Below are 25,269 nucleotides of genomic sequence, written 5' to 3'. Positions count from 1 at the left end.
CATAAGTGGATTATACTATATATCTTGGGTTTGGTATTATCTTTGCTTTTAGTGGTGGATGTAATGAGCTTATGGTTTTTTTCAAAAAAAAACGCTTAGCGCTTACTATTTATCATATAAAGTTTTTTGTTTTATTATGCGTCATGTAATAAATATTCATTGTTAATCCCTACCTAAAAGGCTTATGCTATAAGGTCAACCATATAGACTTACCAATGCAAGGCTATTACTGTCATGTTAACAAATGACGGTATCTTTGCGTCTTAATCAGGGCTTTTTATTGAAAGGATTTATTGCATGACAACTGCTACTCGCCAAGAACATGACCTACTCGGCTATCGTGACGTGCCCGCTGATGCTTACTATGGTATCCAAACCCTACGTGCTTTTGAAAACTTTACTGTCAGTGGAGTGCGCTTAAACCAGTTTTCGACCTTTATTCGTGCCTTTGCCACCGTTAAAAAAGCGGCAGCGATTGCCAATAATAAAGTAGGTGTACTAAATGACACCGTTAAAGACGCTATCGCAGCGGCGTGCGATGATTTAATTGCTGATAAATATCATGATCAGTTTATCGTTGATATGTTCCAAGGCGGTGCAGGTACGTCAACCAATATGAACGCCAACGAAGTGATTGCTAACCGTGCTTTAGAAATCCTAGGCTACGAAAAAGGCGACTATCAGCACGTGCATCCAAATAACGATGTCAACTTGTCACAATCAACCAACGACGCCTACCCTACAGCGATGAATGTGGCGTTAGATGAATACTGTGTCCATCTATTAAGTAAAATGGATATCTTGTATAACAGCCTTAAGAAAAAAAGCGCGGAGCTTGCCGATCAATTAAAAATGGGTCGCACGCATTTGCAAGACGCTGTGCCTATGACCGCGGGTCAAGAGTTCAACGCCTTTGCAACCATGATCAAAAAAGAGATGGATCGTATCGAATCTACTCGTGCGCTGTTTCATGAAATCAATATGGGCGGCACAGCAATTGGTACGGGCTTGAATGCACCAGCGGGCTATTCTGAAGAAGTTGCCAAAACCTTGTCTGATTTGACTGGCAGACCTTATTATATTGCTGAAGATTTGATTGAAGCGACACAAGACACCAGTGCTTATGTGGCTTTGTCTGGCAATTTGCGTCTCTTTGCTGCGCGTTTATCTAAGATTGCCCATGACTTACGTTTGCAGTCTTCGGGTCCGCGAGCTGGTTTGGCGCAATATCGCTTGCCTGAAATGCAGCCTGGTAGCTCCATCATGCCGGGTAAAGTAAACCCTGTGATCCCTGAAGTGGTGAACCAAGCTTGCTTCCATGTCATGGGTATCGACCATACTATCGCTATGGCGTCAGAAAACGGTCAGCTACAGCTCAACGTCTTTGAGCCCGTCATTGCCTTTAACTTGTTTACCGGTATGAGCATGCTGGCCAATATCTGTGAGATGTTTGCCACGCGCTGTATCGATGGTCTGATGATGAACAACGAGGCATGTAGTGTCGAGGTATTCAATAATATCGGTCTGGTCACCGCGCTAAATCCGCACCTTGGTTATGACGCCTCTTCTTTTGTTGCGAGAAGAGCTCAAGAAACTGGCGGCAGTGTTTACGACATCGTATTAGAAGAAAAACTGATGGACAAAGAAACTCTAGATGATATTTTGTCTCCTGCCAATATGGTGTATCCAAAGGTTAGAGTATTGCTATAGTTTATCTATAGTTAAATAAAAAGGCTGGATTAGCGATTGCTAATCCAGCCTTTTTTTATTGATGATAAAGATTGTTTAGAGCAAGAAGGTGCATTCATTCACCCGTGCTATCAAAACTAGGCGCAGATTTCACTGACCGTTATTTGCTTTTGATATTTACCTAAAGGACCATATTTACCGATAGCGCTGATGTTACCAACGACGCAAGTCTCGAAATATTTATAATAGCCTTGTTGATTGATACTTTTTGAATCTTTCATTAATAGCTGCTGTGGATCTGATACGTAGTAAGTGACGCCATTAGAAACCAGTTCATGAACCTCAAAGCTTCTTTTAAACTTACCGCGTAACTGTACTTCTTTTGCCACATCATCGAGTGCGACTGCCTTTATGTCACTATTGCTACTGGCTTGTGTTTCACCACAGCCTGTAATCATAAATATAGTTGATGCAAATCCTAATATTATCAGTCTAAATTTAATCATTATTTTTTATCCTGCTAAAAAAATTACATCAATCTATTGTGTAACGCCCAGAAAAATGTGGTCAATAAATAAGTTCTAAAGCTCAAATTGAGCCTTAACTCACTTTCTCCCATATTTTATTTAGACGCTTCGGTGATACCGCCATGCGGGTTTTCATCGGCTGCGCGAAGAGTTGAATGCGATACTCCTCAACCATCCAGCGATATTCGCTAATGGCTTTATCATTGGCACGATTTGCCAGCCGCTCCATATGCTCATCAAGAGCGTAGACACCATCAAGATCCGCTTCAAGATTATGCTCAAGGCGCTCAAGACGAATCTCCAATGCCTCCAAATAGCGTGGATACTGCTGCCAATGGCTATAATCCATGCGATAAACAAAATCAGCCAATTGCAAATCCTCTAGCTGGTCTTCGATATCTTCGATAGACTCGCCAAATATTTCTCTATCAAGCATGAGTAAGCTCTGACGGATACGCTGCCAACGCGTATAGACATTTTTAAGCGTTTTTATGACATCTTGACCCGTTAATAGGAAGTTACCAGCGACGACTTCTAAGGTTTTTTCAAACTCCTCTGGCGTAAAAGGCAATTCTTCCGCAAGGGCTACGGCAGTATCATCAGCGCTTTCAGGTAAATCGGCAGTATGATCAAATAGCACATAATGCTCCTCAAGCGCAGCATCTAATGCCGCATCGATAACGATGGTTTTTAGCTTCTCCATATCACCAAGTGGCGCAAAAGCCAATTTAAATATCTTATCAATCTGACTGGTGAGCTGTTTTTTCTTCGCGCCAAGCTTAGCTTTTATTAAAGTCAAAACTCCGACACGGTGTGCCTGCAACGCGGCATTAACGTCGGTATATTGGTGAATCGATACCGCCTCGCCCGACGTGTCTGCGACCAAGGCGGCAAACTGTTTCATCACCACGCCTGCACTATGATGATTTTTGCTAAAGGCAAAATGCTCAGGAAACTCCGTATGCGTACCTTGTTGCTCATTCACCGCTTGGCGGGTTTCACTAGCATGGCGAATTTGTAGCGTTTGTAGGTCGCGACCTTTTTCGATAATGCGGTTTTTGTCATCGACCACGCAGATTTGCGGCTGTAAATAGCGATCAATGCTAGCAGGATTAAAACTCTCAGGCGTCACCGACATAATGCCGCGACGATTTAAAGCTTGGCACAGCTGCTTAAGCAACCCTTGTCCACCAGCGGGCTGCAATTCATCAAACAAGCTATCGGCAGTATCAGGAATGGGGACGATTTGACGGCGAATGTCTTTCGGCAATGACTTGAGCAATTGTAATACCAGCTCATAGCGCCAACCGGGCACACCCCACAATAGCTCAATTGCATCAAGCTGCGGTAGCGCTACCAGTGGCACACGAATGGTCACGCCATCATCATCGCTTGACGGATCAAAGACATAACGCAGCGGTAATTTTAAATCACCCAGTTTCCACACTTCTGGAAAATCGCCTGTCGTTGGCGCTTGGCTATTAAGCACGTCATCATCAGTGAAGAATAGATACTTAGTATCAGTTTTTTCCACCTCGGCCCGCCAATCTTCAAACGTTTTGCGGCTGGCAATATGCTCGGGGATTTTTTTATCATAAAACTGATACAGTGCTTCTTCATCAACCAATAAATCACGGCGACGCAATTTATCTTCGATAAGTTCAATATCAGCGATTTTATCCATATTATGCTGTAAAAATGGCGCTTGCCGACCCAAATTACCGGTCACCAAACCATCACGGATAAAGATTTCTCGCGATTCAGCCAAGTTCACTTGCTCATAGTTGGTCAGCTGTTTACTGATAATAATCAGCCCAAATAGGCTAATCTGCGCATAGGCTTTAACGCGTCCGGTCTTCTTCGACCAATGCGGCTCAAAGTAGTGATATTTTAATAAGTCGCCTGCCGCTGAGATAATCCATTCCGGCTCAATTTTGGCAACGGTACGCATAAAGACTTGCGAAGTTTCAACCACTTCAAAGGCCATCACCCAAGGCGGTACTTGTTTAAACACCGTACTGGCTGGGAAAATTTTGGCTTTTTGCTGGCGCGCAGCAAGATACTCACCACGATTTTCAGTTTTATGCGCGATCGTAGATAAAAGACCTGTTAATAGCGCGCGATGTAAATTGGCATATTTAACGGCTTTGAGTTCTTCATCTTCAATCGCGGTAGGGTCGCTCGTCACATTCTCTAAAGAAGCTTTTTTATTGCTACCTTTATTAGTAGTTTTTGCCTCCTTAACATCGGTCAGTTTTAGCTCAGTGACCATTTGTACCAGCTGACGATGGGTTTGATTCCACTCACGAACACGCGGGAAGCTCAAATAGTTTTTCTTGGTAAAATTCTTACGCTGATTGCCAGACAGTTTGTTGCCGTCTTCGTCCTTTTCAAACAAGGCTTTCCACAGGCTCAAATAGAATAAGAAATCTGAATCATCTTGACGAAACTCAGCATGCTTTTGATCCGCCTGCTGGCGCTTATTGGCAGGACGCTCGCGTGGGTCCTGAACAGCAAGCGCCGCAACTACGATGAGCATCTCACGAATACAATCAAAATCGCTACCGGCAACTAGCATACGTGCCAGCCTTGGGTCAATGGGCATGCGTGCCATTTTTTGCCCAGTCGGCGTCAGAACTAAATGATCGAGACCTTTTCTAGGCTTATTGGTTTGCTTAGCAGAAGCGGCTTCTTTTTTAGAAGTAATCGCGCCAAGCTCATCAAGCAGTTTGTGCCCGTCAGTGACCAAGCGACTATCAGGTGGCTCAATGAAGGCAAAGTCATCGACACTGCCTAAACGCAAATTGGCCATCTGTAAAATAACGGAGGCAAGATTGGTTCGCAGTATCTCAGGTTCCGTAAATTCTGGACGACCAGTAAAATCCTCCTCGCTATAAAGACGAATACAAACACCCGGTGCGACACGACCACAACGCCCTTTACGCTGATTGGCAGCAGCTTGTGAGATGGCTTCAATCGGTAAACGCTGCACGCGCGAGCGATACGAATAGCGAGATATCCGCGCAAACCCTAAGTCAATCACATAGCGAATACCGGGTACGGTCAGTGCCGTCTCAGCAACGTTGGTGGCGATAACGATACGCCGACCGCGACCTGACGGCTGAAATATTCGCTGCTGCTCTTCATAAGTTTGGCGAGCAAACAAGGGCAATACTTCAGTGTGCTTGGGTCCATGACGTTCAAGCACCTCTTGGAGCTCACGAATTTCAGCTTCTGTCGCCGCAAATATTAAAATATCTGCTTGATCGGCATGACCTTTGTTTTGTGCATCGCTAAAGCATTCCTCGACGGCAGCAACCACCGCACGCGGCAGATTCTCTTCAAAGTCATCATAGCTATCATCATCCGAACTGTTTACTGGCTCATCGGTCAGCGGGCGATAACGAACTTCAACAGGATAGCTACGCCCTTCGACATTAAAAATCGGCGCAGGAACGTTACGTTTCAGCTTCTTATCATAATGGCTAAAATATTCGCTAAAACGCTTGGTATCAAGGGTTGCAGAAGTGATAATGACTTTTAAATCAGGACGCTTAGGCAGCAGTTTTTTTAGATAGCCCATAATAAAGTCAATGTTTAAACTACGCTCATGCGCTTCATCAATGATGATGGTGTCATATTTACTCAAAAAACGATCATGACCCAATTCAGCGAGCAAGATACCATCAGTCATGAGCTTCACGACAGATTGTGCAGACCCTTGCTCATTAAAACGAATCTTAAAACTGACGGTATTACCGAGCTGCTCGCCTAATTCTTCAGCGATACGGTTTGCCACGCTGCGAGCTGCCAATCGCCTTGGCTGAGTATGCCCTATTTGCCCTGTGATACCGCGACCTGCCAGCATGGCCAGTTTCGGTAGTTGGGTGGTTTTACCAGAGCCCGTCTCACCTGCCACGATAATGACTTGGTTATCGATAATGCCTTGAACCAAGTCATCAGCACGTTGACTCACGGGCAAGTCAAGATTTAGTTTTTCTGCCAGTTTCTCTGGAATACTATCCATACGTGCCTGCACCGCTTGCTGTGAGCGGGTTTTAATTTTGTCATATTGCGCACGTTTTTTGGTTAGCCCATCTTCTGCTTTATTATCAGAATCCTTTTTATCTCTTTTATTATTAGCTACAGCGGCACGCGCCAGCTCACGCTCTAAACGGCTGAGAAAATAGCTGTCTTTGGCTAAAACTGGTAAGTCAGTGGCAACCTTAGCTTGCGGAGATGCGTTATCACTGTTTACCGTGATATTTGAGTCATCATTATTTGGGTTGGCAGCTTTACTTGCGTCATTAGCGCTTAGGTCATTGACGCTCAATTCCTTGGAGCTAAATTTATTAGAGCTTAGTTCATCGGCGGTTTTTTCAGTAGGAGTTTCTGCGATATTCTTAGAAGTATTGGGCATATTTACTTAGGCTATTTATTATTTGGAAGTGCTTAGATTATGGGGGTAATTTGGGCGTGATTCAAGATGGTTATAGTGCTTGGTTGCCTCACTAAAATATTAATCAATTACTGCTATGAATGAGCTGCCTGCTAGTTGCAGCTTCCGTAAAAAAGCTATGGAGCTTTTGCAGTGGCAGCATAGGAAAAGGTAGGTGCAATGAAAGTATTAATCTCTCAAACGCGATCACCTCATCAGCTAACGCCTGCGCTACATTAGGCTGAATCTGTGGATTTTCATAAAAGTTATCAATTAACCACGTCAGTTGTGGAAAATTGGCATTATTGTGAACCTGATAAAGCGTGGTCAATAGCTCATCAGATATCTGGCTGCGCGTTTTGCGTATGATGCCATTTTTATAGTACATATTTAAAGCCATATTATGCTAACTTCCTTAAATTCTTGATACTCAAATAACCAACGTACTCTTTATCATCAGCATACACAAGCTCATGACGCTCATTAGTAATCGGCTCAATGAGCAACCGAACATTGGAGATAAGGTCATTGACGTTGTATATGTCATCGATATCTACCTCAAACTTATCATCAATATGCGAGGCGGCATTAAAAGGCGATTCTTTATCTTTATAAGTAAAGGCTTTATAAAATTCGCTCTGTTTTGCTTGTTTAATAGCATCCGCTTGAGTAGCAGCAACGATGAGCAGCTTATAATGAAATTCCTCGAAACTACCGCGCTGATAGCCCCCTAGATTGATAAAGAACAGCTTTAAGTCGTTGGCACTCTGGACTTGGTTACTGGATTCGACCAATTTAATCGCATAATTATCAACTTTGCTAATCGCTCGATATGAGTCAATGTGCCATTTATTTTTAACCTCAGGCCAGTGCTGATTGATATCCTCTATCAGCTCGCTGACTTGATTGGCCACACCAAAAAAAATATCGTGCTGCTCAATTAAACGACCTTTTGGGCGACCACCAAGTTGCACCATAAATAGTGTTAGCATTTTACCCAGTCCTTTTTAGATATATAGAAACTATAGTTACCACAATCAATATTATCAGCTTGATCTAAAGACACTTTGACTATTCTCCAGTTACAATACCCGCCCTGTCCTTAATGCAAATGCCCAATCTTCACGACCATTTGCTAAAGCCAATTTAGCCGCTGCTTCATAATCGTAAGGCACTCTAATATGCTCAGTTTTCCACTGTTTACCTTGATTGTTTTCAACACATTTAATAAGAGCGTAACTGGCATGGGGCGAATAAGTCTGCATTTTATGCACGATTGGTAAATCATCTTTATAGGCAGGATATCCAACGCTACCTGTATTAACAACAATTTGTCCTGTCGATAGCATGACTGTACGCGGAATATGAGTATGGCCACATACGATAACTGGACTGTCGATACCCTTAAGCGATGCTAAAATATCTGTGTTATTACGTAGCATCGGCTGCCCTGTTTCTATGTTTTCCAATAGATATATCATGTCGTCCGCTGGTGACCCATGGCATAGATATATATCTTCATTCAAATGATAATCAAAAGGCAAGTTCTGCATCCATCTTATCGCCATTTCAGGCAAATCTTTTGCAATGAAAGCCAGTGTAGAATTGCTTTTCATCTCTACTGTCGTAGCTTCATAAATCTGTCTATCTTGATTACCTCGAATAGTAATAATATCGTCTTGATATTTCGTTAAAAGCTCATACGTGGCTTTAGGTGCAATCGGTCCGTATAAAATATCACCCAAATTAACAATTTGATCAATATCTCGATGTCTGATATCAGCAAGCACAGCTTTAAGTGCAAAGACATTACTGTGAATGTCTGAGATAGCTGCAATAGTATTGAATTGCTTATTACTAGAATACTCCATCCTTTTTTCTTCCTCACAAATCACTCTGTTATACACAGACTAACAATAAAAGGAAATAAAAAACCCGATATTTAATAAATATCGGGTTTTAGGGACTATGATGGACTTAATTGCTAGGCTATATTAAGAAAAAATACGCCCACAACCCGACGACTAGGGTAGCAAGAATATTTAAAATAACACCAACACGTATCATCTCGTTTTGCTTAATCAGACCCGTACCAAAGACAATCGCGTTCGGTGGCGTGGCAACCGGTAGCATAAATGCACATGAGGCGCCAATACCGATGACCAAGACGAGCACTTCCTGTGGCAGTCCCATTTGCTCAGCGATAGCAGCAAACACTGGCACTAACAAAGCAGCAGAAGCCGTATTAGAAGCAAACTCTGTCAAGAAGATAATAAATGCCGATACGGCAATCATCACTATAATAAGCGGTGATGAAGACAGCGCATTGGCAACCGTTTCGCCCAGTACCAAAGACGCACCTGATACTTTCAAAATCGTCGATAGCGCGATACCACCACCGAACAGCATGAGCACGCCCCAATCAGTATTATCAGACACTTGCTTCCATGAGACCAAACCCAAGCTCACTACAGCAGCAGCAGCGGATAAGGCAATTACGGCATCAGTATCCGTGATATCTAATGCAGCGCCGATTTTTTTGGAAAATATCCAACTAAGGGCGGTAATGATAAAGACGATAATCGTCACTATACGCGGTTTATTCCAAGCGATAGGCTCGTCTTCAAGCAGTACAATCTTACGGTTTAGATTTGGTTTTAAATACACATACATGGCACCCAATAATAATGGCAAGAGCACCAACATCATCGGTATACCAAACTTCATCCAGTCTACAAACGCAATATCAAGTGCCTTTGCGGCAATAGCGTTTGGCGGCGAACCAACAATCGTACCCAAACCACCAAGACTCGCTGAATAAGCAATACCCAGTAATACAAAAACAAAGGTGCCACGGTCTTTTTCACGGTCAACTTGGGTCAAAATACCGAGTGCTAGTGGCAACATCATCGCCGCGGTCGCAGTATTCGATATCCACATCGACAAAAACGCTGTCACACCAAATATCAAAAATACTGCCGTACTGAGCTTACCGCCTGACATCGATAAAATCTTCAACGCAATTTTTTTATCCAGTTGCTGTACATGTAGTGCCGCTGCCAAAGCAAAACCACCAAAGAATAAATAAATCGTCGGATTGGCAAAGCTTTGTAAGCCAATCTCCGCATCAAACTCTGGAATGCCAATCAACGCACCAACGACGACGACCAAAAGCGCCGTAATCGTAACGTGCACCGCCTCTGTCAGCCACAGTACCCCGATGAAAAACAACATCGCCAGGCCTTTATTTGCATTGATATCAAACGGCAAAACGTTATAGATAATCATACTGATAACCGCCGCAATAGCGACCACTATCAACCCTTTACCTGTACCTTTTGGAAAAGTATCGGTAAATAAATACTCGTTGCCATCATCAGGAAGATGGCTATCTAGTTTTTGCTCTGACATAAAATGTCCTTATTTTCCCCAAAGACAGTGTAAAAAACCTAAAATAAAAGCGTATTTTGGCGATATACCCTTCATCAATCGGTAACCGCAAAAATACGCCGTCATCATAGCAGATATATAACAAAAAACTGATTTAAGAGTGCTGCTGATAATTTTGCAATAAATGTGGTTATAGAAAAATTAAGCAGTAATCCTTGTGATGTATGGTTACACATCGTCACTAAACAAGCGTACACCGTGTATGTACAAGCGTACAGTGCTATCTCATACTAAATAAGTTAATTAAAGCTAAAAGCCGATAAATTTACCCATTATATTTTTAAAATTTTTATTGGACATTGATAAAAACAAACAGGAGTACTTTATGCCAAATTCAAATAAAACCGATTCGACCACAAAAATGGCGCCAAAAGACATCAATCAAGATGGCTTGGATAAAAAAGATCAGCAGCGTACCGACGACTCCGTATTAGATATGATGCAAGGGTTGCATGAACATGAAGATCACGAAGAAGACGATAAGTAGTTTGTCTCGTTAAGCTTATTTGAATCAAAAAGTTAAAATAAAAAGCGCTCATCAAGCAGATGGGCGCTTTTTTTGTCTCGGCTGTCTTTTTTCTGGCAAACGGTCTGACATATAGTTATAGAAAAAAGCTGCACTCAAAACAATGCTAATAGGCACAAATAACGCGCCATAGCCAACTTTGGCATATAAAAACGCCCCGACGGCGCCGCCACCGCAAAAGCAGTACCAAATAATCGCTTGAAAACCTAAGGTGGGTTTACTAATACGGCGACCTGCCAACCAGTTACCGATGGCAGCGCCCATATCCGAGGTTAGACCTGTCAAATGCGTGGTACGAATAACCGCGCCGCTATAAGTGGCGACCATCGCATTCTGTAAGCCGCACGCCATCGCCGCTGCCAATTGTCCTAAATAATCATGCTGCTGATATAACCAATAGCTCATCAATAATAGCGCCGCTTCTATATACAGGGCACTGCCGTAACGCCGACCCAGCTTTAATGATCGTTGCCCAATCACAAAACCGCTTAATATTGCCCCAGCCAAAAAAGACAGCAGCAAGGCACCGATATATAAAATACTGCGACCGTCTAAATGGGCAATCGCTGCTGAAAATAAGCTGACATTACCGGTCACATGCGAGACAGATAGATTGGTAAAACCCATTAATGCGGCGGTATTGACGCAGCCTGCACTAAATGCCAGTACAGCGCCGCCCCACAATATCCATTTTGGTAATCTGGTTATCATATTCGTTGCCTAATGGCTTAACACCAAAAAGCCCATATTATAACCAAAAAGACAGCCAATTGGCTGCCTTCCCTACTACTTAAGTCATATTAATTCTGCTTACAGCCATTATTTTGTCTCATCAAGCATCATTAATTGCTCACTGATGGCAACGGTATTAAAACCTGCATCTACAAACATAATCTCGCCAGTGATACCAGATGCCCACGGTGATAACAAGAAAAGTGCCGCATTACCGACTTCGCTCTGGGTAATATTACGCTGTAACGGGGCAATTTTTTCACTGATATCGAGCATTTTACGGAAAGACTTGATGCCGCTTGCCGCAAGGGTACGAATAGGACCTGCCGAAATGGCATTAACACGAATACCTTCACCGCCCATTGAGGTAGCAAGGTAGCGCACACTGGCCTCTAAACTGGCTTTTGCCATGCCCATGACGTTGTAATTTGGCAATACCGAAATACTGCCTTCATAGGTCAAGGTCAACATAGAACCATGACGCATAGCTAGCAGCGCGCGTGCTTCTTTGGCCAAGGCCACAAAGCTATAGCTTGAGATATCATGAGCAATTTGGCTGCCTTCACGAGTGGTGGCATTGACAAAATCGCCATCTAACTGGTCCATCGGTGCAAAGCCAATCGCGTGGACAACGCCATCAATACCATCGCCCCAATGTGCGGTCACTTGCTCAAAACATGCCGCAATCGACGCATCCGATGCCACATCACACTCAAGTACCAAATCAGCTTCAAAGGCTTCTGCGGCCATATCGACCCGTTTTTTAATTTTGTCATTGGGATAAGTCAAAATTAGCGACGCGCCTTCACGGTGCAGCGCTTCAGCGATTGCCCAAGCGATAGAAAGCTTGCTTGCGATGCCAGTGACGACAAAGCGTTGTCCTTGTAGTAGCATAATAGTTCCCTGTAAATCGATTTAAATGATAAGTTATTTTTAATAGCTCGCTCATAAATAGCGAGGAAAAGCATAAATTAGAAGATGACCCATTATACACGAATTGCTTTAAGTAAACACTCGTATACTGTATTTACTTATATGGTCTAAGGACTTAATTTCTTGTAATAGTAGCACCGAATATTGCTAAAACGATTATCTACTGACCACAGCAGTATGAAGTTGAGCGGATTTCAAGTATAATCACAACCCTCCCAGCTTGCACAATTTTTATAAAAATCCTTTACAAACGCTGTTTGTAAACAAGGATTAGCGTTAAGCTACACCCACATTTTGGATGGCTGCCAAACTTATGAGCAATACCCCAACAATAGCAACATATTTTCAAGAAAGTGTTGAATCCTATCGTCAGCTAATCACTTCAACTGGCGAAGACTTAGAACGTCCTGGCTTGCAAGATACCCCAATACGCGCGGCAAAAGCGTTTGCGCACTTGACGCAAGGTTATCATCAAAGCTTGGATGAAGTGGTCAATGGCGCGGTATTTCCATCGACCAATCGTGAATTGGTCTTGGTGCAAAACATTGAATTTTATTCATTATGTGAGCATCATATGTTGCCGTTTCATGGTGTCGCGCACATCGGCTATCTGCCGAATGGTCAAGTATTAGGGCTATCAAAGTTCGCCCGTATCGTTGATATGTTTGCCCGTCGTTTGCAAATTCAAGAGAATTTAAGCGAACAAGTGGCACAAACGATTATGGATGTAACAGGTTGCCGCGGTGTAGCAGTGGTCATGGATGCAGCGCACATGTGCATGATGATGCGCGGCGTTAATAAACAGCATTCGACCACGCGCAGTACAGCGATGCTAGGCGAATATGTACACGATAATCAAGCACGTAACGAGTTCTTAGATGCGGTGCCAAAGCGTAAACCTGCGTTCTAATCTCTATCAAATAAAACCAGCGTTAGATAAAAAAGTCAAAAAAAAAGAGCACATTGCGATATCAGTAATGTGCTCTTTTTTATTTTTAGAGAGTATTAATTAGAAACTATTAAATTAGAGCTATTAAGCAACTTTATCAGTTTTTGCCTCACGACTGGCATGTTCATCACTGGCTTGCTTAATCTTGGTTAAGATGGCCTTGATTTCAGAAGCGGATAGATAAGTCGGTACCGCATAAGTATCGCTGACTTCTTTTGCAGCGGCTTTGGCAATGTCATTAAAATCACTGCTTTGCATATCTTTAATGGTCGGATCTATATTCAACGTAGCAATCAACTCACGTACTTGCGCGATGAGATGATCGGCAATCTCGCTATCGCTTTTGCCAGCTTGACCTGATTTAACCATACCAGTCTTGCGAGCCAGCTCTGCCAATCTTTTCTTGCTGCCTTTACGATTGACGTCAAGCACATACGGCAGCACAATGGCATTGGCGCGACCATGGGGGATACTATAATGCGCCCCTAACTGGTGAGCGATAGCATGGACATAACCAAGACCGGCTTTATTAAAGGCGATACCGCCGTAATGAGCGGCAATACCCATCTCTTCACGGGCTTTGAGGTTGCCGCCATCTTTATAAACTAGGGGCAGGTTTTGCATCACAGATTTAACCGCAGAAGCGGCATAGTAGTCGGTCTCTACGCTGGCATTGGCACTCATCCAAGCTTCTAGAGCATGGGTCAAGACATCGATACCTGTATCTGCTGTGATATGCGCCGGCATACCTTTCATAATAACAGGGTCAATAGCCGCTGCTAATGGCACCATTCTTGGGTCGATAGACAGGGCTTTTTGGTGAGTTTTATCATCCGATACTACCGCACCCAAAGTCGCTTCTGAACCCGTACCCGCCGTGGTCGGAATACAATAAAGCGGAACCGAAGGCTTTCTAGCTTTCAAGATACCAATAAGCTGTTTTGGCTTGCAGTTATTGCCTTGTGACATCGCAATCATCTTAGCGGCATCAATGACCGAGCCGCCACCGATGGCAATAATTGAGTCGCATTTAGCGTCGACAGACTTGCGCAGTCCTTCTGCGACGACTTTAAAAGTAGGATCTGGGGTAATGCCGTCATAGACTTTATAGCTGATATTTTTGCTATCTAGGTAATCCGTGACTTTGGCAGGGATACCAAGTTTGTTTAATACCGCGTCAGTGACGATAAAAACATTGGTATTGCCTTCATTGATGAGCATGTCGCACAAATCTTCACACGAGGTCTCGCCGACGAATAACATAGGTCTTCTGATAGGGACAACATACGCAAAAGCTTTTAGCACTTTGGCACGCGTCTTGGCAACCGCCAAATAACCGGCGTGTTGTAAGCCCGTGCTACTGACCAATTTAGAAATAGTATTTTGTTTTTTCATGGGTATAAAAATCCTTTTTAATGATGCTAATACTAGCAATAACGACAACTTAAAGCAGTGATTTATCACCGCTGGCAAAATAAAAATGCTTGCAAAATACAGATGCTGTTTATAAGGGTAATGTTTATAAAAGTGCTGTGTCAGTGTCCACCTACAGTAAACTACTGTCCAAACTTATTGTACCACCGCTATTTTTAGGATGTCATGATTATTATGAACTGCGATGTTCTGATTATTTAGTGTCTATTGATAAGCCAGATTAATCCGCTTCTTTCACCAGCCATTGCTGATTATCTTGATTAAAATACCAAATCATCACCACAGGTGCCAAGATACTGAGCCAAATACCATAAGTAATTGGCAGTCCTTGTACAACCGCCATATAACTTAATCCAATAATTACCAAAGCAATAAGCATGGCAATGACGTTATGACGCGATTTACGGCACATTAATTCGCGCAGTATCGTGAGCGTTAATAAAAACACACTCAGCATACCCATCAACATACCCATTGCGTAAGGCTGGGAGATAATTTGATAGCCAGGCGCGCTGGTGTCAGCGGCAGCAGATTCTGTGACCAAATTTAACATACTGCCTAACCCTGCGATTGAGGCAAAGATAAAAAAGTGACCATAGCCAAACAAGAATAAGTCATGGCGACGACGCTCTTTATTCAAAATAGTATCGAATGGCACGATAAAGTATAACCACCACAAAGAAAAAACCAATGCCACTAAGCTTGAGCCTAGGAAGATGATGGAGCTGGCGGCTGAGGCAGAATTGACCAGAAAATACTGAATACTGTTACTGACGCCGACCACACCCTCACCCAAGACAATAATGGTCAATAGCCCGTAACGCTCCGCAATATGGGCTGGATGCCAATTATTGAACTGCTCTGAGCGTGCCCACATCGGCATGACAAGCTCAGCTAAAATAAACAAGAACAGAGCGGGCGTTTGTAGCGATGCGGGTAAAAACAGCCAACTTATCCAAAACGCTTGCAGAGTTAACAAGCCGACCATACTGCGGCCAGCGACTTTTTGGTGACCCGGTACTTGTCGATAGACGCGCCACCACTGACTACAACTCGCCAGCCGCATAATGGCATAGCCCGTCACCCCAATCCATGTCAGCCCTTGCTCATAAAACTGATGGATATTAGCCGCTATCATCAGTGATCCAAACATCTGGAACATCACTGAGATGCGATAAAACCAATCATCAGGATCATATCCTGACGCAAACCACGTAAAGCTGGTCCACGCATTCCACAAGATAAAAAACGCGATGATAAAGGTTAAAAACCCTGACAGGTCATGCTCACTCAAGCGATTATAAAACCCATTGGCAGCGGCGGCGACAGCAATGACATAAACCAAGTCAAATAGCAGCTCAAGCGTGGTTGAGGGACGATTTGGCTCACTGGTATCTCGGGCTTGGATGGGTTTTATACTGAGCCTACCGATCATATAGGATGTTCCAATTTCTTTGGGTTCGAATCAATGTTTGGTTTGCTGCTCAGGCTAAATCATACTCGCCTGCAACAACTGCTGCGCGTACGGGTGCTGTGGATTATTAAACACCTCTTCGCTAGGGCCCGACTCAATACACACACCGTCTTTTATCACCATCATATGCTGACATAAGGCGCGGACTACTTTTAAGTCGTGGCTGATAAACACATAGCTGATTTTCAATTTTGCTTGAATTTCCCGTAGTAAGCTAACCACCGTAACCTGCGTGGTGCTATCAAGCGCCGACGTTGGCTCATCCAATATCAACAGACTTGGTCGCATAACGAGTGCACGGGCGAGCGCCACGCGCTGACGCTGACCACCTGATAGCTCATGCGGATAACGTTGCACAAACTCAACGGGGAGATGCACAGTCGCCAAACTATCCATCACTGCTTGTTGGCGTGCTGCTTTATTGACACCTTGTACTAACAGCCCTTCTTCGACGATTTGCATGACCGTCATGCGAGGGTTAATACTGGCAAAGGGGTCTTGAAATACCATTTGAATTTGCGAACGGAAGGTGCGCAAATTACGTTTGGACAATGCTGTAATATCTTGTCCATTGGCCATTATCTGACCACTGACACGCGCTTGATTACTGAGTAATTGGCTTAGCGCAAGAGCAATCGTGGTTTTCCCAGAACCTGACTCACCAACGATACCTAATGCCTGACCTTTCTGCAGGGTCATATTGACATCTTTTACCGCATCAAACCAACGTTTAGTACCACCAAATAAACTTTTTTCAATAGGAAACTGTACTTTTAGGTTGCTGACCTGCAATACGGTTGGTTGCTGACTACTGTCAGCGAATAAATCCAATGCCTGTCCAAAGTCTTGCTGAATAAGCGAGCGGGTATATTCTGCTTTTGGCTCACTAAATACCGTTGCCGTTTGCCCTTGCTCAATCGTTTGTCCTTGGCGCATAACGATGACATCATCACTATAACGCCTGACCAGATTGAGATCATGGCTGATTAATATCATTGCCATATTGTGCTGACATTTGAGATTATCTAGTAGCTCAAGAATCTCATGTTGCAGGGTGACATCAAGCGCGGTAGTCGGTTCATCGGCGATTAAGATATCAGGCTGCTGCGCCAATGCCATGGCAATCATTACCCGTTGGCGTTGACCGCCCGATAATTCATGCGGATAGCGATTTAGCTTATCAGCAGGGTCGTTGATATTGACATCGTCTAGCAAAGCAATACTTTTATCGCGCCACTGTTTTTTGGGGATACCGCTGATACGCAAGGATTCTGCAATTTGTTTGCCGACGGTATGTAGTGGGTTTAGCGCCGTCATCGGCTCTTGAAATACCATACCGATACGCTGCCCGCGAATAGAGCGCAGCGCAGCATTGCGCCCTTTGTCATTGGCTATTGGCAGCGCGCTCATGCCTGTGGCGTTTGCTAGCCTTACCTGCCCTGTAACCGTCAAACTGTCCGGTAGCAAACCTAATAGCGCAAGACTGGCAATCGACTTACCAGAGCCCGACTCACCTACGATAGCTAATGTCTGCCCTTGCCGTAGCTCATAAGATAGCTTATCAACCAGAAGGATGCCTGCGTCCGTGACGATGCTAAGTTTATCGACGCTCAGCATAAGCTTATTTTGGCTATTGCTATGACTATGATTTAAATAGGCATTTTGCTCATTAGCATTTTGCTCAGTAGTCGTCGTCATATTAGCGGTTATTATTTTATCAGTTGACATATCAGGAGCGCCTCGGATCAAAGGCATCACGTAGCGCTTCGCCAACGAAGATGAGCAATGATAAGATAAAAGTTAAGCTAAAGAACCCTGATAGCGCAAGCCAAGGAGCATCGAGGTTATTTTTCCCTTGTACCATCAGCTCACCAAGCGACGGCGAACCAGGTGGCAGCCCATATCCTAAAAAGTCTAGCGCTGTTAAAGCAATGATATTAGCGGTTAGAATAAATGGCAGTTGTGACAAGCTTGATGCCAATGCATTTGGCAAGATATGCCTGAGCATGATTTGACTGTCTGACACCCCAAGGTTACGCGCGGCACGGACATAATCAAAGTTACGCGCACGTAAAAACTCTGCCCGTACCAAACCGACTAATCCCATCCAGCCGAATAACAACATCATGGCAAACAGCATAAAGATACTAGGGCTGAATAAGCTGACCAAAATAATAATCATAAACAGCTGCGGCATACCGCCCCATACTTCCATAAAGCGCTGCCCTGCCAAATCTACCCAGCCACCATAATACCCTTGTATCGCACCAACGATAATGCCAATGAGTGCACCCGCAAGCGTTAAGGCGATACCGAACAATAACGATACCCGCAACCCATAAAGTATCCGTGCCAGTACATCGCGGCCTAAGTCATCGGTACCAAGCCAGTTCTGGCTATTGGGCGCGGCTGGGTATGGAATACCTAACTCAACGTTTGGCGTCTGATCGGCAAACGGAATGGGCGGCATAATATAAAAGCCCTGCTCATCAATCAGCGTTTGCACTGCAGGGTCTTTATAGTTGGCTTCGGTCTCAAATACCCCACCAAAAGTTGTTTCAGGATAGGCTTTTAGGACAGGAAAGTAATAGTCGCCTTGATACTGCACCAGTAGCGGCTTGTCATTAGCAATCACATTGGCTGCCATACAAATGACAAATATCAGGGCAAAAATAAATAGCGATATCACTCCAAGGCGATTGTGACGAAAGCGGTTTAAGCGTGCCTGCCAAATAGGATTTAGACGACGTTTTTTTTCTAGTGGGATAGAAGAGGCAGCTGAGGGCGTTGAAGATAATGGATGACTTGACATTAGCGCCCCTCAAAATCAATACGCGGATCAATTAAGTGATAACTCAAATCACTGATTAACTGTAATAACAGCCCCACTAAGGTAAAGATAAACAGCGTGCCAAATATCACCGGATAATCACGCTGCTGAATGGCTTCGAAACCTAAGAGCCCCAAACCATCAAGTTTAAAGATAATCTCAATCAAAAAATTGCCGGCAAAGAAAATCCCAACGATTGCTGCTGGGATACCGGCGATAATAATCAGCATGGCATTACGAAAGACATGACCGTATAAAACTTGGCGCTCACCCAAGCCTTTGGCACGCGCGGTGAGGACATATTGCTTACCAAGCTCTTCTAAAAAGCTAAACTTGGTCAAATAGGTTAAGCCTGCAAAGCCGCCAACGGTACTTGCTAGGAGCGGTAGCGCCAGATGCCAAAAGTAATCTTTTACTTTACCAAGTACACTTAATTGATCGAAATTCTCAGAGGTTAATCCTTGCAGTGGGAAAATATTCCAGTAGCTGCCACCAGCAAAAAATACTAGTAATATGACGGCAAATACGAAAACGGGTATCGCATGGCCGATAGCAAGTAGCATGGCCGTTGCTTTATCAATTCCTGAGCCATGATGCATGGCCTTATACACGCCCAGTGGAATGGCGATCATATAAATCAGCAGCGTGCTCCAAAGCCCAAGCGAGATGGATACGGGCAGCTTTTCGACAATCAAATCCGTCACCGATTGACCTTTAAAAAACGACTCACCAAAATCAAGCTTGGCGTAATTCTTTAGCATCAGCCAAAAACGCTCAGGGGCTGACTTATCAAAGCCATATTGCGCATTAATCGCCGCCACCATCTCCTCAGATAGACCACGCGTACCTTGGTAAGTGCTATTGTTGCCACCGGCACTACCCGCGCCAAGATTACCACTTAGCGCACTGTCTTTTGCGCTTTGCTCAATAAGTGCCAGTTGCTGCTCAACAGGGCCGCCGGGCGCCGCTTGTACAATGACAAAGTTCGCCAGCAATATCAAAAATAGCGTCGGTAATATCAGTAATAACCTTTTTAAGATATAACGACCCATAATGGCGGCTTCCTAAAATAAAGAGAGATGACAACTTAGTATTTAGAAGTTATTTTTAAGCTCACGTAACGCGGCGAACACCGTCAAAGACTTATCATCGTCTATAGTCATTTTAGACTTCACCCCTGCGATCACACTTGGCTCTTGCGTCCGTAAAAACACATTGATTGCGCGTTCATGCTCTAAAGTGACTGGCAGCGTCGGGATACCTTGAGCGGTTTTTTCTTCTGCTTGCGCAAGCGCTTGCTGCATCGCTTCATTAGCCGGTTCAATAGATAAGCCAAAGCGTAAGTTGCTGGCAGTATATTCATGGGCTGGATACAGCAGCGTCTCAGCTGGCAAGCCATTTAAACGCTTAAAGCTGTCATGCAATTGCTCAATCGTGCCGGTAAAGACGCGTCCGCAACCGGCACTAAACAAGGTATCACCGCAAAAACAATGCTTCTGTCCATCGATATCCAAAATATATGCCACGTGGCTTGCGGTGTGACCGGACACATCCCATACTTGCGCGGCACAGCCCCAAGCACTGACCGTACTGCCGTCTTTAATAGTTTGATCTTCATCGACATTGTGCTCGGTATGCGCAACCAAATGCGTCATTGGATAAGATTCTTGTAGCTCGGCGACGCCGCCGATATGATCATGGTGATGATGCGTGGTCCAGATGGACGTCAGCTCTAAGCCGTTTTCTTCTAAATAGGCGATAACTGGCTCGGCTTGACCCGGATCAATGACAATCGCCTGCTTATTATTTTCATTAATGAGTGTCCAAATATAGTTGTCATTGAACGCTTTAATGGGGTGAATACGAATACTCATATAAAATCCTTAGCAGTGATTGTCTTTATTACTGATGTTTTTTATTAAATTTTAAAAACCAAATGAAACACGATTTTATTTACTGGTTTAAATGATAATTTTTAAATAACTGTTTTGAGCCATTATTTTAAACTATTGCTTTAAGTATAGATTAACGCGAGCTTCTGCTTCTTTATCTGTCCACCAATAATCGATACCGATAGCATTGGTCGGGAGTTTTGCAGTATGACGATATTGATTCCAGTAGGCAACATTGGTGCTAGGTTTGCCGTATAAAGGGACTAAATAATGTCCTGCCCGTAGCAGGCGATCAAGTACGTGCGTATATAAGACAATCTCATCGCGATTTTTAGCGTCGCCCAATTTTTTAATAACACTGTCAATCGCAGGATTTTTAATACCGATAGTATTATGATTACCTGCTTCATCAGCAGCGGCACTGCCCCAAAAACCCACTTGCTCAGCACCAGGTGATAGACTTTGGGCGAAGACATCGACGACCACATCATAGTCAAAACGGCGTATGCGCTCGTAATATTGCGGCCCATCGACTTGACGTAAGCTCGCATCAAAGCCCAAACGCTTTAGATTACGGATATAAGGCAATAATACACGCCCCATGGTTTCGCCTGTCATCAAAATCTCAATCTGAGCAAGCTTGCCGTTTGGTTGATACAACTTCATATCATCATAATAAAAACCCGCATCTAGCAACAGCTGCCGCGCCTTTAACAACCCCTCACGATTAAAGCCGCTACCATCGCTGGTTGGCAATCGCCATTCGTCTAGTACCGCTTGCCGCTGAATCGGTTCAAGCTTGGCGAGCAATGGGCTTAATACCTGCATCTCAGCCGCAGATGGCATACCAGTAGCAGCAAGCTCTGAGCCATGAAAAAAGCTTTGTAAGCGCTCATATTGCCCATGGAATAATGTTTTATTCATCCACTCAAAATCGTAAGCTGCGGTCAAGGCTTGGCGAACGCGAATATCTTGAAAAAGTGGCCTACGCATATTCATGACCAAACCCTGCATAGGTACTGGATTTTCGCTGCTGATGGTTTCTTTATTAATTAGACCTGCTTTGACGGCGGGGAAATTGTAACCTGTTGCCCAATTAGAAGCTTTATTCTCCGGACGGAAACGATATTGCCCAGATTTAAAACCCTCAAAAGCAATCTCATCACTTTGATAATAGACAAACTTAATCCTATCAAAGTTATAACGACCACGATTGACCATCAAATCACGACCCCAATAATTGGGATCACGCACATAGCTGACCGCACGCCCCGCATCGACACGGCCAAGTTTATAAGGACCGCTGCCCATGAGCGGCGTTAAGGTGATTTTCTCAAAATCTGTATCAATCGAGGATTTAGCAAAAATAGGGAATTGCCCAACCGTTAATAATATCTCTTTATTATCATCAGACTTAAAAACAAACTTTACCCGCTGCTTATCGATAATCTCAATGTCTTTAATATCGCCCAAATAGCTGCGGATATACATCGGGCCTTTATTCAATATCGCATCATAAGTGGCTTTGACGTCACTACTGGTCACTGGCGACCCGTCCCAAAAGCGCGCAGCAGGATTAACATGGTAAATAATCCAACTGGTATCGTCAGGATCATACGTGACTTTATTTGCCAGCTGCGGATACATGGTAAAGGCTTCATTGAGTGAGCCTGTCATCAAGGTATCATACAGATAGTCCGTACCAACCATCGCCACACCTGTGGTCATCCATTTATTGGCCGCATTAAAGGTGCCGCGTGCATCCAATGAAAGCGTACCACCTTTGGGCGCCTTTGGATTGGCATAGGGCATGTATGGAACGTCAATATACTCAGTGGTACTATTGTGCCCAAGCGCAGTCGTGGTGATTGGCGCTGCGATACTAACAGGTATCCAGCTGCTAGTCATGACAAGCAAGACGGCTTTTAGCATGGTGTTTTTTAGCATCATGACTATGTAATACCCCTCATAACGACCTTCTACTCTAAACCGACTTGGATAAAAAATGCGCGACTGACGGCAAAATAGGCAATTGAAGAAATTTTATCATAACAAACTTAGGTTTTTTAACCTAATGCTTTGCGGTGTTAAGGGTGCTACATAACGCATTATGCTACTTAAAAAAACGCTAATAGACATAAAAAAAAGACGCAGCTCTTAAAGTTGCGCCTTTTGTTTCAAAGCCTGTACTAACTTAAGCGTGCTTTTTTTCAAAGGCAATCATAAAGTCAACCAACTGCTGTACCCACTCTAATGACACTGCATTATAAATGCTGGCGCGCATACCACCGACATCGCGGTGACCTTTTAGATTCATGAGGCCCGCCGCCTCTGACTCTTCTAAAAACACTTTATCAAGGCTGCTGTCCGCTAACGTAAACGGCACGTTCATGATAGAGCGATATTTGGGGTCAACGGGATTGCTATAAAAGCTGCTGTCATCGATGGTTTTATACAATAAATCCGCTTTTTGTTGGTTAATTTTACCAATAGCAGCAACGCCGCCCTGCTCTTCTAACCAATCAAATACCAGTCCTGCTAAATACCAAGAATAGGTCGCTGGCGTGTTTGACATCGACTCTTTTTCAGCTTGGTGTTCATAGTTCATCAGCAGCGGGCACCACTCACTCGCTTTGCCCAATAAATCTTCACGAATAATGACGATAATTAGTCCTGCTGGCCCGATATTTTTTTGCGCACCCGCATAAATCATGCCAAATTTAGAGACATCGATTGGCTGTGACAAAATGCAAGAAGACATATCGGCGATAATTGGCGCATCGACTTGTGGCGGCTCAAAAATCTGCAAACCATGAATGGTCTCATTAGCGCAGTAATGGAAATACGCCACATCTTTACTCAGGTTCCAATCGCTTTGGGCTGGCACGTCAGTAAAATTACTGTCTTTACCCGTTGCCACCACATTAACCTTGCCCAAACCCAGTTTGGCATAGCGCTGTGCTTCTTTAACCGCTTTACCAGACCAAGTACCTGTCGTTAAATAATCTGCGCGGCCACCATTTAATAAGTTTAATGGAATCGCTGAAAACTGTAAGCTGGCACCGCCTTGTAAAAACAGCACTTTATAGTTATCTGGAATGTCCATGAGCGAGCGCAATTTGGCTTCCGCTTTTTCGGTAATCGCGATGTACTCTTTACTACGGTGACTCACTTCCATGACCGACATACCGCGTCCCTGCCAATCAAGCAACTCTTCTTGAGCGCGTGATAAGACGGCGGTCGGTATGGTGGCAGGTCCCGCTGAAAAGTTGGGTACACGGTTAGGAGCGGCTTTAGTGGTCATAATCATTATCCTAAATATGATGAAATCATCGTGGTTATTAAAGATTAAATGTTAAAGGTGAATGTTATCGTTATTTTTTAATCTCTGCCGTAGTAGTAGTAATAATCGTAAGTGGTAAGCCTTTAATACTACTTTGATAACTGCTCCCACAGCTGACGTTTAAGGCTACTATCAGTAAGCATCTCATCGAGTGTCGGCACAGTGGTAAAGTTCGGATGCTCAAGACCGTCAGGTAACACTGTCAATGCGGCAACTTTTATCTCTTCGCGACGACCAATCTTAAAGACATATCCTGCAAGGCTGGCATTGGCAAGCTCAGCGGTATCCATACCTTCACAAATAGGGAATGAGGTCGTCTCACAATTGATGGAGAGCGCTTGGGTGATATTTTGCCACAGCTTTTGGCTGTCATTATTGAGTGCTTGGATATCAACCAAAATCACCCAATCGCCATAGCGACCACCTTGTAAATCAAATGGTGCTACTTTTTTAAAGTCTTTCTCTTTAAAGCCCTGTTCTTTAAAACCACCGTCTTGAAAACTGCCATCTTCAAAGCTTGCAGTATTATTTATGTCACCAAGAGCAGTTTGCTGAACAACCGTATTTACAAGTGAGGTAACGGCCGGCTTGGAGATATCAGGGGCAGTCGAGTCAAAACTATAGATGACGGGGCTTTGTTGGTCAGAAGGACTTAAGCCTGTTTCATTAGCGTCATCATAAGAATGATTAGACTCATCATCTACCATATCTGCTATGGCGACGTTTATAGTATCGATATTTGGGGATTCAATATTAGAAGATTCAATGCTTGGCTGTTCGGTGCTCGTTGTAGAAGTAGTAGCATTAGAATGAGATGCAATGCTAGCGTTAGCTATAACCGCATCAGGCAAGGCAGGCGCAGAAATATCGGCGATATTCATGGTTTCAGAGCTCGGCTGCACCCACTGATTGATACCCATCATCGCTAAAATCTGGCGCTGCTGCATACGATGTTGCATGACAACTAGCGGGTCTTGGATATCACTCATGCTTATTTACTATCCTACTTATCTAAAATGGATTTACAGGCTTTGGTGGTGTATCAGAAAGTA

20 protein-coding genes are annotated in these 25,269 nt (G+C 43.9%); 3 read left to right on the top strand and 17 right to left on the bottom strand.

Translation table 11 applies throughout. The features are described from left to right. Positions 1 to 297: 297 nt before the first annotated feature. Positions 298 to 1,710, top strand: coding sequence for an aspartate ammonia-lyase (locus B2866_RS01755; protein ID WP_068405282.1), 1,413 nt, complete (start codon positions 298 to 300; stop codon positions 1,708 to 1,710). 116 nt (positions 1,711 to 1,826) lie between these two features. Here B2866_RS01755 and B2866_RS01750 read toward each other — a convergent pair whose 3' ends face one another. The 6 genes from B2866_RS01750 to B2866_RS01725 all read right to left on the bottom strand — a co-directional run bounded on the left by B2866_RS01750 (position 1,827) and on the right by B2866_RS01725 (position 10,065). Then, on the bottom strand, positions 1,827 to 2,195 hold the full coding sequence (locus tag B2866_RS01750; RefSeq protein WP_156508500.1) for a hypothetical protein: 369 nt from the start codon (positions 2,193 to 2,195) through the stop codon (positions 1,827 to 1,829). A gap of 94 nt (positions 2,196 to 2,289) precedes the next feature. Further along, a complete protein-coding gene (hrpA, locus tag B2866_RS01745) occupies positions 2,290 to 6,636 on the bottom strand; it encodes an ATP-dependent RNA helicase HrpA (RefSeq protein ID WP_296190053.1) in 4,347 nt (1,448 codons plus the stop codon). A 103-nt stretch (positions 6,637 to 6,739) separates the two neighbouring features. Then, on the bottom strand, positions 6,740 to 7,054 hold the full coding sequence (locus B2866_RS01740) for a hypothetical protein (protein ID WP_296190050.1): 315 nt from the start codon (positions 7,052 to 7,054) through the stop codon (positions 6,740 to 6,742). Position 7,055: 1 nt separating this feature from the next. Further along, positions 7,056 to 7,646: a DUF1543 domain-containing protein gene (locus B2866_RS01735; RefSeq protein ID WP_296190048.1), complete on the bottom strand. Its 591-nt coding sequence runs from the start codon at positions 7,644 to 7,646 to the stop codon at positions 7,056 to 7,058. 90 nt (positions 7,647 to 7,736) lie between these two features. Next, positions 7,737 to 8,525, bottom strand: coding sequence for a metallophosphoesterase family protein (locus B2866_RS01730; RefSeq protein WP_296190046.1), 789 nt, complete (start codon positions 8,523 to 8,525; stop codon positions 7,737 to 7,739). Between the two features lie 118 nt (positions 8,526 to 8,643). Continuing rightward, on the bottom strand, positions 8,644 to 10,065 hold the full coding sequence (locus tag B2866_RS01725) for an SLC13 family permease (protein ID WP_296190043.1): 1,422 nt from the start codon (positions 10,063 to 10,065) through the stop codon (positions 8,644 to 8,646). A 364-nt stretch (positions 10,066 to 10,429) separates the two neighbouring features. On the opposite strand from B2866_RS01725, the gene B2866_RS01720 reads away from it, so the two are divergent. Beyond that, positions 10,430 to 10,591, top strand: coding sequence for a hypothetical protein (locus tag B2866_RS01720; protein WP_296190039.1), 162 nt, complete (start codon positions 10,430 to 10,432; stop codon positions 10,589 to 10,591). A gap of 51 nt (positions 10,592 to 10,642) precedes the next feature. On the opposite strand, the gene B2866_RS01715 is transcribed toward B2866_RS01720, so the two are convergent. Beyond that, positions 10,643 to 11,341, bottom strand: coding sequence for a YoaK family protein (locus B2866_RS01715; protein ID WP_144296217.1), 699 nt, complete (start codon positions 11,339 to 11,341; stop codon positions 10,643 to 10,645). A 108-nt stretch (positions 11,342 to 11,449) separates the two neighbouring features. Next, entirely contained in the window at positions 11,450 to 12,256 is an 807-nt protein-coding gene (locus B2866_RS01710; RefSeq protein WP_296190026.1) for an enoyl-ACP reductase FabI, read from the bottom strand. Between the two features lie 352 nt (positions 12,257 to 12,608). Between B2866_RS01710 and folE the strand changes: the two genes are divergently transcribed. Then, positions 12,609 to 13,205, top strand: coding sequence for a GTP cyclohydrolase I FolE (gene folE, locus B2866_RS01705; RefSeq protein ID WP_296190024.1), 597 nt, complete (start codon positions 12,609 to 12,611; stop codon positions 13,203 to 13,205). A 123-nt stretch (positions 13,206 to 13,328) separates the two neighbouring features. Here folE and B2866_RS01700 read toward each other — a convergent pair whose 3' ends face one another. The 9 genes from B2866_RS01700 to B2866_RS01660 all read right to left on the bottom strand — a co-directional run bounded on the left by B2866_RS01700 (position 13,329) and on the right by B2866_RS01660 (position 25,206). Next, a complete protein-coding gene (locus B2866_RS01700; RefSeq protein ID WP_296190022.1) occupies positions 13,329 to 14,639 on the bottom strand; it encodes an iron-containing alcohol dehydrogenase in 1,311 nt (436 codons plus the stop codon). Positions 14,640 to 14,898: 259 nt separating this feature from the next. Continuing rightward, positions 14,899 to 16,113: a low temperature requirement protein A gene (locus B2866_RS01695; protein ID WP_296190018.1), complete on the bottom strand. Its 1,215-nt coding sequence runs from the start codon at positions 16,111 to 16,113 to the stop codon at positions 14,899 to 14,901. 54 nt (positions 16,114 to 16,167) lie between these two features. Continuing rightward, positions 16,168 to 17,850 (bottom strand): ABC transporter ATP-binding protein, encoded by a 1,683-nt coding sequence (locus tag B2866_RS01690; RefSeq protein ID WP_409520838.1) that lies wholly within the window; start codon positions 17,848 to 17,850, stop codon positions 16,168 to 16,170. A 31-nt stretch (positions 17,851 to 17,881) separates the two neighbouring features. After that, a complete protein-coding gene (locus tag B2866_RS01685) occupies positions 17,882 to 18,964 on the bottom strand; it encodes an ABC transporter permease (RefSeq protein ID WP_296190016.1) in 1,083 nt (360 codons plus the stop codon). Continuing rightward, positions 18,964 to 20,034, bottom strand: coding sequence for a microcin C ABC transporter permease YejB (gene yejB / locus B2866_RS01680; RefSeq protein WP_296190013.1), 1,071 nt, complete (start codon positions 20,032 to 20,034; stop codon positions 18,964 to 18,966). The genes B2866_RS01685 and yejB overlap by 1 nt, the downstream gene beginning before the upstream one ends. 42 nt (positions 20,035 to 20,076) lie before the next feature. Continuing rightward, positions 20,077 to 20,856: a hydroxyacylglutathione hydrolase gene (gene gloB, locus B2866_RS01675; RefSeq protein WP_296190011.1), complete on the bottom strand. Its 780-nt coding sequence runs from the start codon at positions 20,854 to 20,856 to the stop codon at positions 20,077 to 20,079. A gap of 132 nt (positions 20,857 to 20,988) precedes the next feature. Next, positions 20,989 to 22,821 (bottom strand): extracellular solute-binding protein, encoded by a 1,833-nt coding sequence (locus tag B2866_RS01670; RefSeq protein WP_296190058.1) that lies wholly within the window; start codon positions 22,819 to 22,821, stop codon positions 20,989 to 20,991. Positions 22,822 to 23,068: 247 nt separating this feature from the next. Further along, a complete protein-coding gene (serC, locus tag B2866_RS01665) occupies positions 23,069 to 24,178 on the bottom strand; it encodes a 3-phosphoserine/phosphohydroxythreonine transaminase (RefSeq protein ID WP_296190009.1) in 1,110 nt (369 codons plus the stop codon). A 128-nt stretch (positions 24,179 to 24,306) separates the two neighbouring features. Next, on the bottom strand, positions 24,307 to 25,206 hold the full coding sequence (locus B2866_RS01660) for a hypothetical protein (protein WP_296190006.1): 900 nt from the start codon (positions 25,204 to 25,206) through the stop codon (positions 24,307 to 24,309). Positions 25,207 to 25,269: the final 63 nt, after the last annotated feature.

The organism is Psychrobacter sp. UBA3483 (assembly GCF_002377905.1).
Taxonomy (GTDB): domain Bacteria; phylum Pseudomonadota; class Gammaproteobacteria; order Pseudomonadales; family Moraxellaceae; genus Psychrobacter.
This window is presented reverse-complemented; position numbering and strand designations above follow the sequence as displayed.